The following is a 15,613-nucleotide window of genomic DNA, read 5'->3' as shown; positions in this document are numbered from 1 at the left end:
AGATGTTTCAAAAAAGACTTCTGAGTAAATTTTGGAAGTCTTTTTTGAAAGCAAAAATTAGATAAATGTAAAATAGAAAAGAGTTCTATGAAGAAAAATAAAGATAGTTTGATGAAAAGGAGGGGCACTGAAACTTGTAATTTGAAATACGTTATGTTAGTATAAATTACGTCAGTGAACATTTCTCACTGATACAGTTTTTAAATAACAGTATATTTTAAAAGTAAGACTTCGGAGGTTATCAGATACATGAGACATTGATTTTTTTCTAATTCAATGATGGAAAAACTGGCTGAGATCAAAGACGGCACAGTTTTTAGATCAGGTTACAGATAGGTGTAATCTTTTTTTGTTACAAAAAAGAAGATCGGTCAACTGATTACGAATTAGAAAAAAAGGAGATATCTCATGAAAAAATTAAAATTTGATAGTTATGATGGAGTCTGTTTTTTGAATGGACTTGTCTTTTTTGCACCGGTTGCGTTGCTGGTAAGAACGCAGGCTGGTGTGTCGGAACACGTATTTTTCATCCTTCAGGCATTATTGTCAGGCGTGATTTTTCTGGGGGAAATTCCAACAGGATTTATAACAGATAAAATTGGATACCGGAAATCACTGATTTTGGCGCAGGTGTTACTGTTTGGCGCGAGAAGTTTATTGCTTGCAGCCTTTGTGAGCCGGTCACTTGCACTGTTCGTCGTGGAGGCAGTTGTGGAGGGGATTGCGGCGTGCTTTACCTCCGGGACAGGAAGCGCGTATTTGTACGCTCTGTATGGAGAAAACGGATATCTTGCAAAAACGGCACACGCAGGAAATTTCGGAACAGCAGGTTTTATCATCAGTACAGTTGCGTATGCCGGGATTTATAAAATAAGCGGTATGGAAGGTTTGCTGATTACAACTGTAGTCATGGATATTATAGCGGTTGTATGCTCGTTCTTCCTGAGAAGTGAAAGCAGTAAAACCATAATTGCAGACAGGAAGGAAGTACAGATTTTAGCGATATTTAAAAACAAAAAAGCATTCTTATTTGTGATTTCGCTGGCGATTTTCAGTATCGCGTGGCTTCTGATCAACTTTTTTTACGTGGAAAAACTTGAAAACTGCGGGTTGCCAGTAGAATGGATGTCATTGATCATTTTGAGCTATTCAGCCGTACAGATGCTGGCAGAACCCATTTTAGGAAAATTGTCTGACGGAAAAAACGGAAAGTCCAGTAGGGAAAAACTGCCCGCAGTTACAGCTGCCACAGCAGGGGTGGCATTTCTTCTTTTTGGAGTGGTAAAATTCAGGGCAGCCGTACTGCTTCTAATGCTGATATTACCGTTGCTTTTAAATCTTCCGGAATATCTGCTGATGAATCTGGAAAATCAGTTTGTGGACGAAGCGGAGTGTGGCAGCCAGCGTGCGGCAACGCTGTCTGTGCTTAATATGGGCGTGAATCTGGTGGAGATTCTGACGCTGTCAGCCTCAGCATTTTTGACGAAAATCGGAATCCAGTGGTGCTTTGTGTTTGTGGGATGCTTTCTGATGGCGATAGCGCTTCTATTTGCCAGAATACAAAAATAGAAGGAGCGAAAACCGCTTCCTCTTATCAAAATGATCCGTAATTTTACCACAGACCTAATACGTGTTGCATCAGCAAACTCATACAGGTAATACCGATCCAGCAGCTGAATCCAAGAAGCAAAGGTTTGGCTCCTGTTTTCACTAATTTCACAATATTGGTATTCAGACCAATTGCACTCATGGCAAGAACGATGAAAAACTTGCTCAAAGTTTTTAGCGGATTGAAAACAGCTGCTGGAACACCGAAGTTCACTGCTATTGTTGTAATAATGGATGCAATTATAAAATAGAGAATGAACATTGGAAAAATCTTTTTAAAATCCACTTTATTATGATCCGTTTGTTCCCTTCTGGTTCGAAGAAAAGCAAGGACAAGCGTGATTGGGATAATTGCCAGTGTTCTTGTAAGTTTTACGGTGACAGCTTTATCCAAAGTCGCCGAACCAAGGTTGTACATGGAATCCCATGTGGAGGCAGCAGCGGTAACGGAAGAGGTGTCATTCACAGCAGTTCCAGCAAAAATACCGAAAGCTTCTCCGCTTGTCTGGGAAAAACCGAGAACGGTGCCAAGCATAGGAAAAAATAAAGCGGCAAGCATATTGAAAAAGAAAATGACAGAAATTGATTGTGCAACTTCCTCGTCATCAGCGTCAATGACAGGAGCAGTAGCTGCAATTGCGGAGCCTCCGCAGATCGAGGAACCTACACCGATGAGTGTTGAGATTTTTCCGGGAACATGAAGGATTTTATGTAATACCCAGGCAACAACAAGGGATGTTGTGATCGTTGCAAGAATGATTGGAAGCGATTGTTTTCCTGTCTGCAGGATGACAGAGAGATTCATTCCAAAACCAAGTAAAATAACAGCATATTGCAGGATCTTTTTGGACACAAATGTGATGCCGCTCTGCAGAGCAGATTTATCGCTGACCAATAATGTAATGACCATTCCCAGGAGGATCGCAAAGACAGGACCACCTACAATTGGGAAAATTTTTCCTAAAATCCAGCTTGGAATCGCAATCATCAGGCATAACAGCACACCTTTCCAATTTTTCTTAATAAAATTCATATTCATAACCTCACTAAAAATATTTTGATTCTTACGGGTTCCTATGATAGCATAAACACATAGAGATGAAAAGTAACAAGCCAAAATAAAAGGAGCAGTCATGCAGACAAAAGGAAAGAAAAAAATCATAGATAATGCGGGAGCATTGCAGAAAAAATACGCATGGAAATCAGAGAAAACGCAGGATACAAAGAAAGCGCCGCAGGATACAAAGAAACCGGCAGCAGTCTGTCCGTATGCAAAAAAATGTGGCGGCTGTGATTATCAGGGAATGTCTTACGAACAACAGCTGCAGGAAAAACAGACCTATGTGCGCAAAAACATTGGGGATTACTGTAAAGTCCTGCCGATCATCGGAATGGAAAATCCGTATCATTACAGAAATAAAGTACACGCAGTGTTTGATGTGGAGCGCAGGGGAAAACATGCAAACGGAGGCAGACGTACCGCAGGAAACGGACATGCAAAGGCGGCACCGGGCGGCGTGATCTCCGGTGTATACAAGGCCGGAACCCATGAGGTCATCAACATTGATTCCTGTGAGATCGAGGATGAACTTTCAAGCACTATCATCCGCGATATCAGAGGACTTTTACATTCGTTTAAAATAAAAACTTATGATGAGGACACCGGATACGGTCTGCTCCGGCACGTTCTCGTGCGCCGTGGTTTTCACAGCGGCGAGGTGATGGTAGTGCTGGTGCTCGGTTCCCCGATTCTTCCATCCAAAAACAATTTTGTGAAAGCATTGCGGAAGCTTCATCCTGAAATAACTACAGTTGTGGTTAACATAAATGATAAACAGACCAGCATGGTTCTCGGAGAAAAGGAAACTGTTATTTATGGAAAAGGTTATATTGAGGATACGCTCTGTGGCTGTACCTTCCGTATTTCGCCAAAATCATTTTATCAGGTGAATCCGGTACAGACAGAGATTCTTTATAACAAAGCGATCACATATGCGGGACTGACCGGAAAAGAGAAAGTGATCGATGCATATTGTGGAACCGGAACGATCGGTCTGATCGCTGCGTCCAAGGCAAAAGAAGTGATCGGCGTGGAGTTAAACCGTGATGCTGTGAAGGATGCGGTCATTAACGCAAAGAGAAACAATATCAAAAATGAACAGTTTTACAATGCAGATGCCGGAAAATTTATGGTAGAGCTCGCAGAACAGAACAAAAAAGTGGATGTCGTATTCATGGATCCACCGAGAGCGGGAAGCGATGAGGCATTTTTATCCTCAGTAGTAAAACTTGCACCGAAAAAAGTGGTCTACGTGTCATGCAACCCGGAGACACTTGCGAGAGATTTAAAATATCTCACAAGACATGGGTATCAGGCTGTCGAGTGCCAGCCTTGCGACATGTTTCCATTTACGAAACATGTGGAGTGTGTGTGCCTTTTGTCCAAACTCCATGAAGCGAAATATCATGTGAATGCGACACCTGATATGGATAGATAAAAAAGGCAATGTTGTTATGAAAAATGCAGAACGTTGCCTATACCGTGAGTGATTGCGCAGAAGTACTGCTAAAAATAAGCTGGAAGGTTGCCTTTTTTGATTCCTCAAGATGTGCTGACATCTGTTTGGCAGCTTCTTGCCAGTCGTTGCGCAGGCATGCCCGGATAATGTCAAGATGTTCCTGAAAAGTGTCGTCTAATCGTTTCTCGGAAATATTCCCGGTCATATAGCGGAAACGTTCTGCCTGTGTTTGTATCATATTGTAGTTTTGATGGATATAAGTGTTTGGACACGCATCGACAACGAAGTTGTGAAATTCCGTATCTAATTCGTAAAAATAATCATTATTATTATAGCAGTTATGATTCGTTTTATTGGAACTGAAAATATTATAAAAATCTTTTAATCGCTCCACAGAGAGGGCATTACCATAATTTAAAAGAATATACGGCTCATATAATTGCCGTACTTCAAAAATCATATTGATCGTATTAATGGAAAGAGGCATTACGATAATGCCTTTTTTGGGTTTTATTTCAATTAATCCCTCCTGCTCTAAACGGCTTAGCGCATCACGGACCGGTGTGCGGCTCAGACCTAATTCAGTAGTGAGAAGTTCTTCATTTAAAAAAGTTCCCGGTGCATATTCACAGGTTACGATTTTTTGGCGGATCGTATTGTAAGCCTGTGTTTTTAAATTCATTTTTGACATAACAGATACTCCCATAACAAGAAAATAATATTAAATATTTTTTTCATTCTAGCATACGGACAAAATAAACACAACAGCTTCACAAATGAGCTGCCAAAATAAATGCGAAGCCTGCCTGATGAGGGGTAACGAAAGTGAATTGTGCATTATTGACAAAATGTGATAAAGAATTATTTGCAACATGTACAATTGACATGTAAATAACATGATATTATAATCTGATGTATACAACATAGTATGTAACGATAAGTACAAAGACAGAAACATAAAAAGCATACCAAAGGATAAGAGGAGGATGACACATGAAAGCAATGTATATCAACGCACCAGGCGAAGTGGAAATCAAGGAGATCGATATGCCGGTGAGAAAAGAAGGAGAAGTATTATTAAAACTTTTATATGGAGGAATTTGTGGAAGTGATCTTGGATCATACCGTGGAACATTTGCATATTTTGATTATCCGAGAATTCCGGGACACGAATTTTCAGCCGAAGTCATTGAGGCAGATGAGAACAATGAATATGGGATCAAACCGGGAATGATCGTTACCTGTAATCCATATTTTAACTGCGGACATTGTTATTCCTGCACACATGGGATCGTAAATGCATGTATGGATAATCAGACCATGGGATGCCAGCGGGATGGAGCTTTCCGCGAGTACATCACAATGCCGGTAGAAAGAGTGTATGACGGAAAAGGTCTGGATCCGAAAACCTTAGCAGCAATCGAACCGTTCTGTATCAGTTATCATGGTGTCAGCCGTGCAAATGTCAAAGAGGGAGATAAAGTGCTTGTAGTCGGAGCCGGAACGATCGGTGTACTTGCAGCCATCGCAGCAAAAGCAAAAGGCGCAACAGTTTATATTTCAGACGTATCCGAAGGTAAGCTTGAAATGGCAAAAGAGTTCGGCGTAGACGGAACATTGCTGAATGATTCACCGGAGCATTTTGACAAAGGAGTGGCAGAGCTTACAGAGGGAAATGGATTTGATGTGACGATCGAGGCTGTAGGACTTCCATCTACTTTCCAGAATTGTATTGATGCATGCTGTTTCGGTGGACGCATGGTATTGATCGGAGTCGGAAAAAAGAATCTGGATTTCAACTTCACACTGATCCAGAAAAAAGAACTGAATGTATTTGGTTCGAGAAATGCATTGAAAAAAGACTTCTTAGAGTTGATCGATCTTGTTCATGAGGGCAAAGCTCCACTGGAAAAGATCATCACAAATGTCTATCCGTTTGAGGATGCAGCAAAGGCTTTTGCAGACTTTGCAAACAATCCGGGAGACATGTTAAAAGTAGTTTTTGATTTTTCCGATATTAACAAATAAAAAGTCAGAAACGGTTGGAGAAAAAGGAGGTTTTACACTATGAGATTAAAAAAGATGACAGCAGTGATACTGTCAGGCCTGATGTTATTGCCTTTAACTGCCTGTGGAAGCACCAGCCAGACAGGATCGGATGCAGCATCGTCCGTAGAACCGGAGATTGTATTGGATGTGGCATTTGAGAATAACAGCAGTGAACCGATCGGCGCAGGGTGGGAGAGAGCACAGGAGATCATAAAAGAAAAGTCCGGTGGAAAAATGGCGATTGAAGTGTACCCGGATTCACAGCTGGGAGATAAATCATCTTTGATTGATTCCATGCTTTTAGGAGAGCCGGTATGCACGCTTGCAGACGGAGCGTTTTATGCAGATTATGGGATCAAGGACATGGGAATATTATTTGGACCATTTCTCTTTGATGACTGGGATCAGTGCTGGACATTGATCGAATCAGACTGGTATGAGGATCAGTGCAAAAAGCTGGAAGAAAAAGGATTAAAAATTATTGCTTCCAACTGGATGTATGGAGAACGCCATACACTTACCAATGTTCCGGTAAACAGTGTAGATGATCTGAAAGGATTAAAAATCCGCGTACCATCCAATGAGATACAGTCATATGGATTTGATGTCCTCGGAGCAACCTCTACCGGTATGGCATTAGGAGATGTTTATCAGGCATTGCAGACAAAGACAATTGATGGTGCGGAGAATCCAATCGCTACCCTGTATGGAAGAAAGCTGCATGAAGTGGCTCCATATCTGATCCTGGACGGACATGTTAAAAACTTCACAACATGGGTGGTGTCAGCTGACTGGTTTAACAGCCTCACAGAGGAACAGCAGAACTGGCTTGTTGAGACGGCACAGGAAGCCGGAGAATACAACAATCAGGTATTGCAGGAGGCGGAGCAGGAGTATTTACAGCTGATGGTCGACGAGGGAGTGACCGTTGTCGATCCATCTGAGGAAGTGCTGGAAGGTTTCCGGGAAAAAGCAGCTTCATTTTATGAGATGGGAGACCGTTTCGGATGGTCAGACGGACTGTACGATACAGTGCGCAAGGCAATGGGAGCAGAGGAATAGGAGAGGATGAGCATGGAAAATAAGAAAAAGAGCAAATGGAGTTTTTTAGCGAATTTAGATGTTATCGTAGCATCTGTTATTCTGGCGATCCTGATCATATTAACATTTGCCGGGGTTATCTGGCGTTATGTGTTTCATGCACCATTTACATGGTTAGAGGAAGTTCAGACATCCTGTATGGTGTGGATCACATTTGCGGCAGCAGGTGCGGCATTCCGGAATGGTAACCATGTTGCAATCGAGATGATCGTGGATCTCATGCCGGAAAAAGTACAAAAGGTAATGGAGATCATGATTGCAGTTATTGTGGTTGTGATATTAGGTTTCCTATTTGTACAGACCATTCCGTATTTGAAGATATTTCTGGAAAGTGGACGTTCCACCAGTATGTTACATATTCCTTACATTGTAGTGTATGGCATTTCACTTTTTTCCTATGTGGATATGGTGATCAGTTTTATTTACAGCATACTTCATGGCATAAAATCAGAGGCAAAGGAGGCAGCAGGCAGCGATGAGTGATATTCTTTTATTGGCAGCAATCGTAATGTTGGTACTTTTATTTTTGAAGGTGCCTGTATATTTGGCAGTATTGGGCGGCTCTATGGTGTATTTTGCACTGAACCCGCATGTGAGTGCAGCAGTGTTTGCACAGCAGACGATTATCGGAACTGAAAAAATTTCACTGCTGGCAATTCCATTTTTTGTCTGCGCCGGAATTTTTATGAATTACACCGGAGTCACGAAAAGGATCATGGATTTCTGTGAGGTTGTGACAGGCAGACTTCCGGGTGGACTTGCACAAGTCAATGTCCTTCTCTCAACAGTCATGGGAGGTCTGTCAGGTTCTAATATTGCGGATGCCGCAATGGAATCCAAAATGATGGTTCCGGAAATGACAAAAAAAGGATTTTCCCTTGAATTTTCCAGTGTTGTGACAGCAGCATCCTCAATGATCACACCATTGATCCCGCCAGGAATCGCAATGATCCTCTACGGATGTATTGCGAACGTATCCATCGGAAAACTGTTTATGTCAGGTCTTGGGGTTGGGGCATTGCTCTGCATTACCATGATGATATTAGTCGGGGTTATTTCAAAAAAACGTGGATATGGTAACATTTCCACAGAAAAAATGACATGGTCACGCTTCTGGAAGGCATTTAAACCTGCAATTTTACCGCTTTTACTTCCGATCATTATCATTGGAGGTATCAGAATTGGTGTGTTCACTGCAACAGAGGCAGGAGCAGTTGCTATCATTTACGCAGCTTTTCTTGGATTACTTTATAAAGAGATGCATATCAAAGACATGATTCAGGGGTTAAAAGAGACTGCCTGCACAACAACGTCCATTATGCTGATCGTTTCTGCAGCATCTGTATTCTCGTGGATCCTGACAAAAGAGCAGATTCCACAGGCTCTGACTGCATGGATGCTTGCAAACATTCACAGTAAATTTGTATTCCTGATCGTTGTGAATATTTTTCTTCTGATCGTCGGAATGTTTATCGAGGGAAATGCTTCCATGATCATTCTTGTTCCATTGCTTGCACCGATCGCAAAAGCATATGGCATTAACGAGATCCAGTTTGCAATGATCTACATCTTTAACAATGCGATCGGAGCACTTTCGCCACCTATGGGAACATTGATGTTCGTAACCTGTTCCATCACAAAATGTAAGACGGCAGCGTTTATTAAGGAAGCAGTTCCATTCTACATTCTGCTGATCGTAAACCTGTTGCTCCTCACATGGTTTGAGCCATTTACAACATTTCTTGTAAATTTAGTTTATTAGTTTAAATAGAAAATGCGGCTGCCACATAAACATGTGCAGTCCATTTTCCATATCAGTGATAAAAAAAGAAAGGGAATAAATAATGGAAAAATTAAATTATGATGTAATAAAAAAAGTCGGCTATGACGGATATCTTCTGAAAGAAGCACCGGAAAAAGTGATGCAGTTCGGAGAGGGAAATTTCCTGCGTGCGTTTGTTGATTACTGGTTCGACCTTGCAAATGAAAAAGCGGACTGGAATGGAAAATGCTGCCTCGTCCAGCCGATCGCACAGGGGCTGAGCGACATGATCAATGAGCAGGAAGGACTCTACACGTTATATCTGCGTGGAAGTGAAAACGGTCAGAAAGTGGATGACAAGCGTGTGATCTCCAGCGTGAGCCGCTGCTTAAACCCATATGAAAAAGCAGGCTACGAGGCAATGATGGAATTAGCAGCCAGCGATGAACTTGAAATCATCGTTTCCAATACAACAGAAGCGGGAATCCAGTATGACCCTTCCTGCAAAAAAGATGACTGCCCACCGTCAAGTTTCCCGGCAAAACTGACACAGGTGCTGTACCATCGTTATCAGGCAGGAAAAAAAGGAATCATCATGTTAGCCTGCGAGCTGATCGACAACAATGGAAAAGAGCTGTTAAAATGTGTCAACCAGTACATTGAACAGTGGGGGCTTGAGGACGGATTTAAAAAATATGTCAATGAGGACTGTACCTTCTGCGGCTCTCTTGTTGACCGTATCGTACCGGGACGCATCCGTGATGAGAAAGAGGTAGCGGAGTTAGAACAAAAACATGGTTACACAGATCCGTTATTGGATGTCGGAGAAGTATTTGGCGTATGGGTCATCGAAGGTGATGAAAAGTTAAATGATGTCCTTCCTTTCAAAAAGGCAGGACTTTCCGATAAAGTATTTGTTGTGCCGGATATGAGTCCATATAAAAAGAGAAAGGTGCGCATTTTGAACGGAGCGCACACCGGATTCGTGCTTGGCGCATATCTCGCAGGAGAAAATATTGTGCGTGACTGCATGCATGACGACGTCATCAAAGGTTTTATGAACAAAATGCTTTATGAGGAGGTGATTCCGACACTTCCATTAGATAAAGACGATCTGCTGAAATTTGCAGCAGCAGTTTCAGACAGATTTAACAATCCATTTGTAAATCATGAATTGATGAGTATCTCTTTAAATTCAACATCAAAATGGAAAGCGCGCAACATGCCTTCTTTTTTGGAATATGTGAAAGAACAGGGAAAACTTCCTGTGTGCCTGACAATGTCTCTGGCTGCCTATATCGCCTTTTACAGCAATGACATTCAGGAATTGACAGATGCGGGACTCATCTGCAGACGTCCGGCAGGAAACGAATATACCGTAAGTGATGACAGATGGGTGCTGGAATTTTATTATGAACACCGGGATGCATCTGCGGCGGAACTGGTGCATGAAGTGCTTACAAATAAAAAAATGTGGGATCAGGATCTGACCGGAATCGAAGGATTAGAGAAAGCGGTCATAGAGGATCTTGAGAAAATACGCAGGGAAGGAGCAAAGGCTGCTTATGCAGGCTGCCTGTAAATGCTTATGAAGACGATACAGATAGCACCGGCGGATAATGTGGCAGTTGCACTCTGCCCGATCAATGCAGGAGAGACCGTACAGTCCGGCGATCTGAGTCAGGTCGTGGTGACAGAGGCAATCCCGCAGGGACACAAGATCGCTTTGAAAAATATTGCAAAAGAAGAGAATATTATCAAATATGGCTTTGTGATTGGACATGCAACGACAGACATTCCGGCAGGAAGCTGGGTACATACGCATAACATGGCGACGAATCTGTCCGGAGAAATTGAATATTCCTATCATCCGGAACTTAAGCAGCCGGCATCAGAAAAACCGGAGTGTTTTAACGGATTCCGCAGGAAAGACGGACGTGCAGCGATCCGGAATGAGATCTGGATCATTCCGACCGTAGGGTGTGTCAATGACGTTGCTAAGAGAATGACAGCACTCAATCAGGATCTCGTGACCGGAACAATAGACGGTCTGTATACATTTGATCATCCATTTGGATGCAGCCAGACGGGACATGACCATGCACAGACCAGAAAGCTTCTGGCGGCGCTTGTGCGCCATCCCAATGCAGCAGCAGTACTTGTATTGGGACTTGGATGTGAGAATCTGACACATGAACAGTTCGTGGAGGAACTGGGCGATTATGATGCGGACAGAGTCAAATTCTTAACCTGCCAGGAAGTGGAGGATGAATTTGAAGCCGGAAGAAAATTATTGGAAGAATGTGCAGCCTATGCCGGACAGTTCCACAGGGAACCGATCCCGGTGAGCGAGCTTGTAGTCGGGATGAAATGCGGCGGTTCTGACGGACTTTCCGGTATCACGGCAAACCCGGCAGTAGGTCGTTTCAGCGACATGCTTGTGGCAAGAGGCGGTTCCACAGTTCTGACAGAAGTACCGGAAATGTTTGGTGCAGAGGGATTTTTAATGAACCGCTGTATTAATCAAGAGGTGTTTGAAAAAGCTGTCAGTATGATCAACGGATTCAAAAATTATTTTATAAGCCACAACGAGGTCGTATACGACAACCCAAGCCCGGGAAACCGCCAGGGTGGTATTACAACGCTCGAAGACAAGTCCTGCGGCTGCGTACAGAAAGGCGGTACAGCCCCGATCATGGATGTGATCGGATATGGGGACGCTGTTGTGACAAAGGGATTAAATATGCTTTATGGACCTGGAAACGATCTTGTATCAGCAACGGCGATGACAGCAGCAGGAGCGCACCTGATCCTGTTCACAACAGGGCGCGGTACACCATTCGGAGCGCCGGCTCCGACTTTGAAGCTGTCCACGAACAGCCGGCTTGCGGAAAATAAAAAAGGATGGATCGATTTTGATGCAGGTCCGATCGTTGAAGGAGAATCCATTGACGACGCAGCAAAACGTCTGTTACAGTTGGTGATCGAAGTTGCCAATGGAAAAGAAACACAGACTGAGAAGCGTGGATACAGAAGCATTTCCATTTTTAAGGATGGGGTTGTTTTGTAAAAGGAATCTTAATAAGCAGGGATATCATTCCAGAAAACAGGGGTACACAATGTGTGTCCTGCAATCTTGGAATATCCCTGCTTTATTTTGCTTTTTAGTAAAAGGTCTGTTATGATTAAAATAATAATATGTTTTAAGCAAAATTTATTGATGTGATGGCAGAGGAACGGATCAATCAGAGAATTGTCGATTATACATAGAAAAAAGAGGAATCCACATGATAACAACAGTTTTATTAGATTTAGATGATACCATTCTTGATTTCCACAAGGCAGAAAAGGAAGCGTTGAAAAAAGCACTGCAAAAAGTTGGAGTGGAGCCAACAGAAAAATTGCTGGCGGGATACAGTGAGATCAATCTGGCACAATGGAAAAAGTTAGAACTCGGTGAATTGACGCAGGAGGAAGTGAAAATAAGCCGTTACCATATTTTTTTGAAAAATATGGGATAACAGCATCGCCGGAAGAAACAGCAAAATGTTATGAGCAGAATCTTGCATATGAACACGAAAAAGTGGATGGCGCGCTCGAACTTTTACAGAAATTGCACGGCAAGTACAGATTGTATGCTGCATCCAATGGAACTTATGAAGTGCAGAGCAGACGTATTGAGGAATCCGGGATCAAACCGTATTTTGAGGACTTTTTTATTTCAAAAAAAATCGGGTATCATAAACCGGACAAAAAATTTTTCGACTATTGTTTTGCACATATTCCTGATTTTAAGCTGGAAGAGAGTGTCATTGTGGGCGACAGCTTATCCTCAGATATTCTTGGTGGAAAAAATGTAGGTCTGACTACAATCTGGTATCAGAGAGACAGAAATATAACAGATCATGGAGCAATCCATCCAGATTACCGCATTTTTGAATTGAGCGAATTGCCGGATTTATTAAAAAAATTAAAATAGCACATAAAGCTGCATGAATTGCAAAGAGTTATAAGGTATGTATACTGAATGTGTAGATTGTCATAAATACAAAATGCAGCAACAGAAATAAATGGAATAAATTGCAGTAATGTGCTAAAATAAGAGAAATCTTGGTTCGAATTGAAAATATGGAATGTCAGCAATCACAAAATAGAAAATCATTACGAACCATATTTTTGACATTGGGCAGCAGGAAAGGATAGTTTTATTATGGAAGAAAAGACAACAATGGAAATCACAAACGATAGATTAGAGGAGGCAATCAAAGATTACGCAGCAGACAGGACAAAAGAAAAGCTTACAGCAGTCTTAAATCTGCTTCGTCCGACAAAACTGTTAGTTCCGGCAATGTTAAAAGCACCGGATCAGCCAACTCCCTGTTTTTTAAAGAGCGGTGCCGGCGAACAGTATTTTGTAGTGTACACCTCCAAAGAGCAGATGGCAAATGCACCAAAAAGCCAGGCACTCTTAAGTATGCCATTTCCGGCATGCAACAGCGTTGCCGTAAAACCGGAATTGAATTTAAGCGGAATGGTCATCAATCCATTTACCGATAATCTGGTATTGAAGATTGAACTGATCCAGAAATTGCATGAGGCAGATGAGAAAATGGCAAAACAGCCAAAGCAGATCAAAATGACACCACAGCAGTTTCAGGCATTTGTGAAAAATCAGACAGAATTTTCTGTGATTCCAAAGCGCTTGTATACAGAAAAAGCGGAATTCGTGCAAAAACTCTGCGATGAGAAAGAGGCATTCGTCAATGAGCTTTTTGCGGCAGCATTCAAAGAGCCAAAACTTTATCCATATACAGAGGATGATTATTCCGTTATGGCATTGGATATTTCAGAGGATCTGACACTTATCCGCGTGGATCTTCCGGATAAAGGATTAGTGCCGCCACTTTGCTACAGAATCTATATTACATACAATCCATTAAAAGATGAGGCGCATTATTATACGATCGAGATGACAAAAGAGAAGGATGTAAGACTTCTCGGCGGCGTGACAGAGGATGCAAAACACGTCAGCTATGGAAATGCACCGGTGGAAGGCGCAGAACTTCAGGAGATCATGAATCTCGCAAAAAATCCCGGGGAACTGACAAGTTAATTTGAAGTTTGGATTTAAACTGCCACTTGCAGGTTATGTTACGGATTTTTACAGCCTGCAAGCGGCAGTTTTTAAGTGAAACGCTGGTTAATGCATGATGATATCCGCATATTGTCCGCGTACTACGGAGAGCAGTGCATCCGGATTGACGGTAATGGAGGTTCCGATACGTCCACCGCTGATATAGATTTTGTCAAAATTTCTGGCGCTGTCATGGAGAACGGTAGGAAACTGTTTTTTCATGCCAAGGGGAGTGCATCCACCACGTACATAACCGGTAATGGCGGTGATATCTTTTACGTGGATCATTTCTACGGATTTTTCGCCGACTGTTTTTGCGGCAACTTTCAGATCAACTTCCTCTGCGATCGGCAGTACAAAAACATAATATTGTTTACTTTTTCCCTGCATGACAAGTGTTTTAAAAGACTGTTCTACAGGGGCTCCGGTGGCTTCGGCGGTGTGAAGTCCGTCGATAAATTCGTCACATTCATAATTAATAATTTCATAAGGTATTTTATTTTTGTCAAGAATGCGCATGGCATTCGTCTTTACTTCTTTTCCCATGGTAATGTATTTCCTTTCAAATTGATTTGCAAATTATGAAATTTCTTTCCACTGTAGTCTAATCAAGACATGTTCGTATGTCAAGAAATTAACAATTTTTTTAGTTTTTTATACTTCTTTTATGAGCTGTATATTTACCGGAACCCAAAAGAATGGTATGATATTCGTTATAAAAGAAACAGCAATGACAAAAATTTTTGTTAAAGAGAGAGGATAGAAAAATGAAAGAGACATTAAAAAGAATAAAAGCGGATGTCATTTTATCAGCGTTATTGTGTGTAGCACTTGGAGTAGTTTTGATCATCTGGTCAGATGAGACAATTAGTGCAATCTGTATGCTGCTTGCATTTGGCTTAATTGTTATGGGTATTGTAAATCTTGTGGGATATTTTACAAATCACAGACTGACATCTTTTAACGGAATGCTTGGTCTGATCCTGGTTTTAGTAGGTATCTGGCTGTTTGCAAGACCGGAGTACATCGCTATGATCATTCCGATCGTTATCGGTGTTATGCTGGCAGTCCATGGGATCAGCGATATCAAAATGGCTTTTGAGACAAAGGCAAACGGTTATGAGAAGTGGTGGAGTCCAATGATCCTTGGAATTATCAGCCTTGCACTCGGCATTATCTGCATCGTAAATGCATTTGGGGTTGTGAGCCTTGCAATGAAATTTATCGGAGTCGCATTGATTTATGATGGAATCTCTGATCTGTGGATCGTTTCAAGAACCGCAAAAGCTGCAAAGGCTATGAAGCAGGAGGCGGATGCGCTTGACGTAGACTACAAAGAAGTGGATGATTAAACCGGAGTTTAATTGGCGTAGTGTCGCAGATTCTGTAGTGCTTTTATAAGTTGTGAAGGGCAGATATAAGCGTTCTCTCACAAGTCTT

General features: G+C 42.0%; 15 protein-coding genes. 12 read left to right on the top strand and 3 right to left on the bottom strand.

Annotated features, from left to right (window positions below; all coding sequences use genetic code 11):
• Positions 1 to 408: 408 nt before the first annotated feature.
• Positions 409 to 1,569, top strand: coding sequence for an MFS transporter (locus ROSEINA2194_RS15640; RefSeq protein ID WP_007889688.1), 1,161 nt, complete (start codon positions 409 to 411; stop codon positions 1,567 to 1,569).
• A gap of 43 nt (positions 1,570 to 1,612) precedes the next feature.
• Here ROSEINA2194_RS15640 and ROSEINA2194_RS15635 read toward each other — a convergent pair whose 3' ends face one another.
• Positions 1,613 to 2,641 carry a YeiH family protein gene (locus tag ROSEINA2194_RS15635; RefSeq protein WP_044928491.1) on the bottom strand — a complete coding sequence of 343 codons (1,029 nt, stop codon included), beginning with the start codon at positions 2,639 to 2,641 and terminating at the stop codon, positions 1,613 to 1,615.
• A gap of 100 nt (positions 2,642 to 2,741) precedes the next feature.
• Here ROSEINA2194_RS15635 and rlmD point away from each other — a divergent pair, with 100 nt between their 5' ends.
• A complete protein-coding gene (rlmD, locus tag ROSEINA2194_RS15630) occupies positions 2,742 to 4,106 on the top strand; it encodes a 23S rRNA (uracil(1939)-C(5))-methyltransferase RlmD (RefSeq protein WP_007889685.1) in 1,365 nt (454 codons plus the stop codon).
• Positions 4,107 to 4,143: 37 nt separating this feature from the next.
• On the opposite strand, the gene ROSEINA2194_RS15625 is transcribed toward rlmD, so the two are convergent.
• Positions 4,144 to 4,818 carry a GntR family transcriptional regulator gene (locus ROSEINA2194_RS15625; RefSeq protein WP_044928490.1) on the bottom strand — a complete coding sequence of 225 codons (675 nt, stop codon included), beginning with the start codon at positions 4,816 to 4,818 and terminating at the stop codon, positions 4,144 to 4,146.
• A gap of 302 nt (positions 4,819 to 5,120) precedes the next feature.
• On the opposite strand from ROSEINA2194_RS15625, the gene ROSEINA2194_RS15620 reads away from it, so the two are divergent.
• The 9 genes from ROSEINA2194_RS15620 (at position 5,121) to ROSEINA2194_RS15585 (ending at position 14,152) form a co-directional block, all read left to right on the top strand.
• Positions 5,121 to 6,155: a zinc-binding alcohol dehydrogenase family protein gene (locus ROSEINA2194_RS15620; protein ID WP_007889673.1), complete on the top strand. Its 1,035-nt coding sequence runs from the start codon at positions 5,121 to 5,123 to the stop codon at positions 6,153 to 6,155.
• 39 nt (positions 6,156 to 6,194) lie between these two features.
• A complete protein-coding gene (locus ROSEINA2194_RS15615; protein ID WP_007889665.1) occupies positions 6,195 to 7,238 on the top strand; it encodes a C4-dicarboxylate TRAP transporter substrate-binding protein in 1,044 nt (347 codons plus the stop codon).
• 12 nt (positions 7,239 to 7,250) lie between these two features.
• Complete coding sequence (locus tag ROSEINA2194_RS15610; protein ID WP_044928487.1) at positions 7,251 to 7,760, top strand: TRAP transporter small permease; 510 nt, start codon at positions 7,251 to 7,253, stop codon at positions 7,758 to 7,760.
• On the top strand, positions 7,753 to 9,039 hold the full coding sequence (locus ROSEINA2194_RS15605; RefSeq protein WP_007889645.1) for a TRAP transporter large permease: 1,287 nt from the start codon (positions 7,753 to 7,755) through the stop codon (positions 9,037 to 9,039). The genes ROSEINA2194_RS15610 and ROSEINA2194_RS15605 overlap by 8 nt, the downstream gene beginning before the upstream one ends.
• Before the next feature lie 82 nt (positions 9,040 to 9,121).
• On the top strand, positions 9,122 to 10,621 hold the full coding sequence (locus ROSEINA2194_RS15600; protein ID WP_007889644.1) for a tagaturonate reductase: 1,500 nt from the start codon (positions 9,122 to 9,124) through the stop codon (positions 10,619 to 10,621).
• A complete protein-coding gene (locus ROSEINA2194_RS15595; protein ID WP_007889642.1) occupies positions 10,622 to 12,109 on the top strand; it encodes a UxaA family hydrolase in 1,488 nt (495 codons plus the stop codon). It abuts the gene before it with no gap.
• 217 nt (positions 12,110 to 12,326) lie between these two features.
• Positions 12,327 to 12,560: a YjjG family noncanonical pyrimidine nucleotidase gene (locus ROSEINA2194_RS19895; RefSeq protein ID WP_007889640.1), complete on the top strand. Its 234-nt coding sequence runs from the start codon at positions 12,327 to 12,329 to the stop codon at positions 12,558 to 12,560.
• Positions 12,500 to 13,018: an HAD-IA family hydrolase gene (locus ROSEINA2194_RS19890; protein WP_081453933.1), complete on the top strand. Its 519-nt coding sequence runs from the start codon at positions 12,500 to 12,502 to the stop codon at positions 13,016 to 13,018. Before ROSEINA2194_RS19895 ends, ROSEINA2194_RS19890 begins: the two co-directional genes overlap by 61 nt.
• A gap of 231 nt (positions 13,019 to 13,249) precedes the next feature.
• The gene (locus ROSEINA2194_RS15585; RefSeq protein ID WP_007889633.1) at positions 13,250 to 14,152 is read left to right on the top strand and encodes an SseB family protein; all 903 of its coding nucleotides are present in this window, start codon (positions 13,250 to 13,252) and stop codon (positions 14,150 to 14,152) included.
• Between the two features lie 87 nt (positions 14,153 to 14,239).
• Here ROSEINA2194_RS15585 and ybaK read toward each other — a convergent pair whose 3' ends face one another.
• Positions 14,240 to 14,719, bottom strand: a complete 480-nt coding sequence (ybaK, locus tag ROSEINA2194_RS15580) for a Cys-tRNA(Pro) deacylase (protein ID WP_007889630.1) — start codon at positions 14,717 to 14,719, stop codon at positions 14,240 to 14,242.
• Between the two features lie 221 nt (positions 14,720 to 14,940).
• On the opposite strand from ybaK, the gene ROSEINA2194_RS15575 reads away from it, so the two are divergent.
• The gene (locus tag ROSEINA2194_RS15575; RefSeq protein WP_007889625.1) at positions 14,941 to 15,525 is read left to right on the top strand and encodes an HdeD family acid-resistance protein; all 585 of its coding nucleotides are present in this window, start codon (positions 14,941 to 14,943) and stop codon (positions 15,523 to 15,525) included.
• Positions 15,526 to 15,613: the final 88 nt, after the last annotated feature.

Source organism: Roseburia inulinivorans DSM 16841 (assembly GCF_000174195.1).
GTDB classification, from domain to species: domain Bacteria; phylum Bacillota; class Clostridia; order Lachnospirales; family Lachnospiraceae; genus Roseburia; species Roseburia inulinivorans.
The sequence above is the reverse complement of the archived record's forward strand: the minus strand, read 5'-3'. Positions and strand labels throughout refer to the sequence as shown.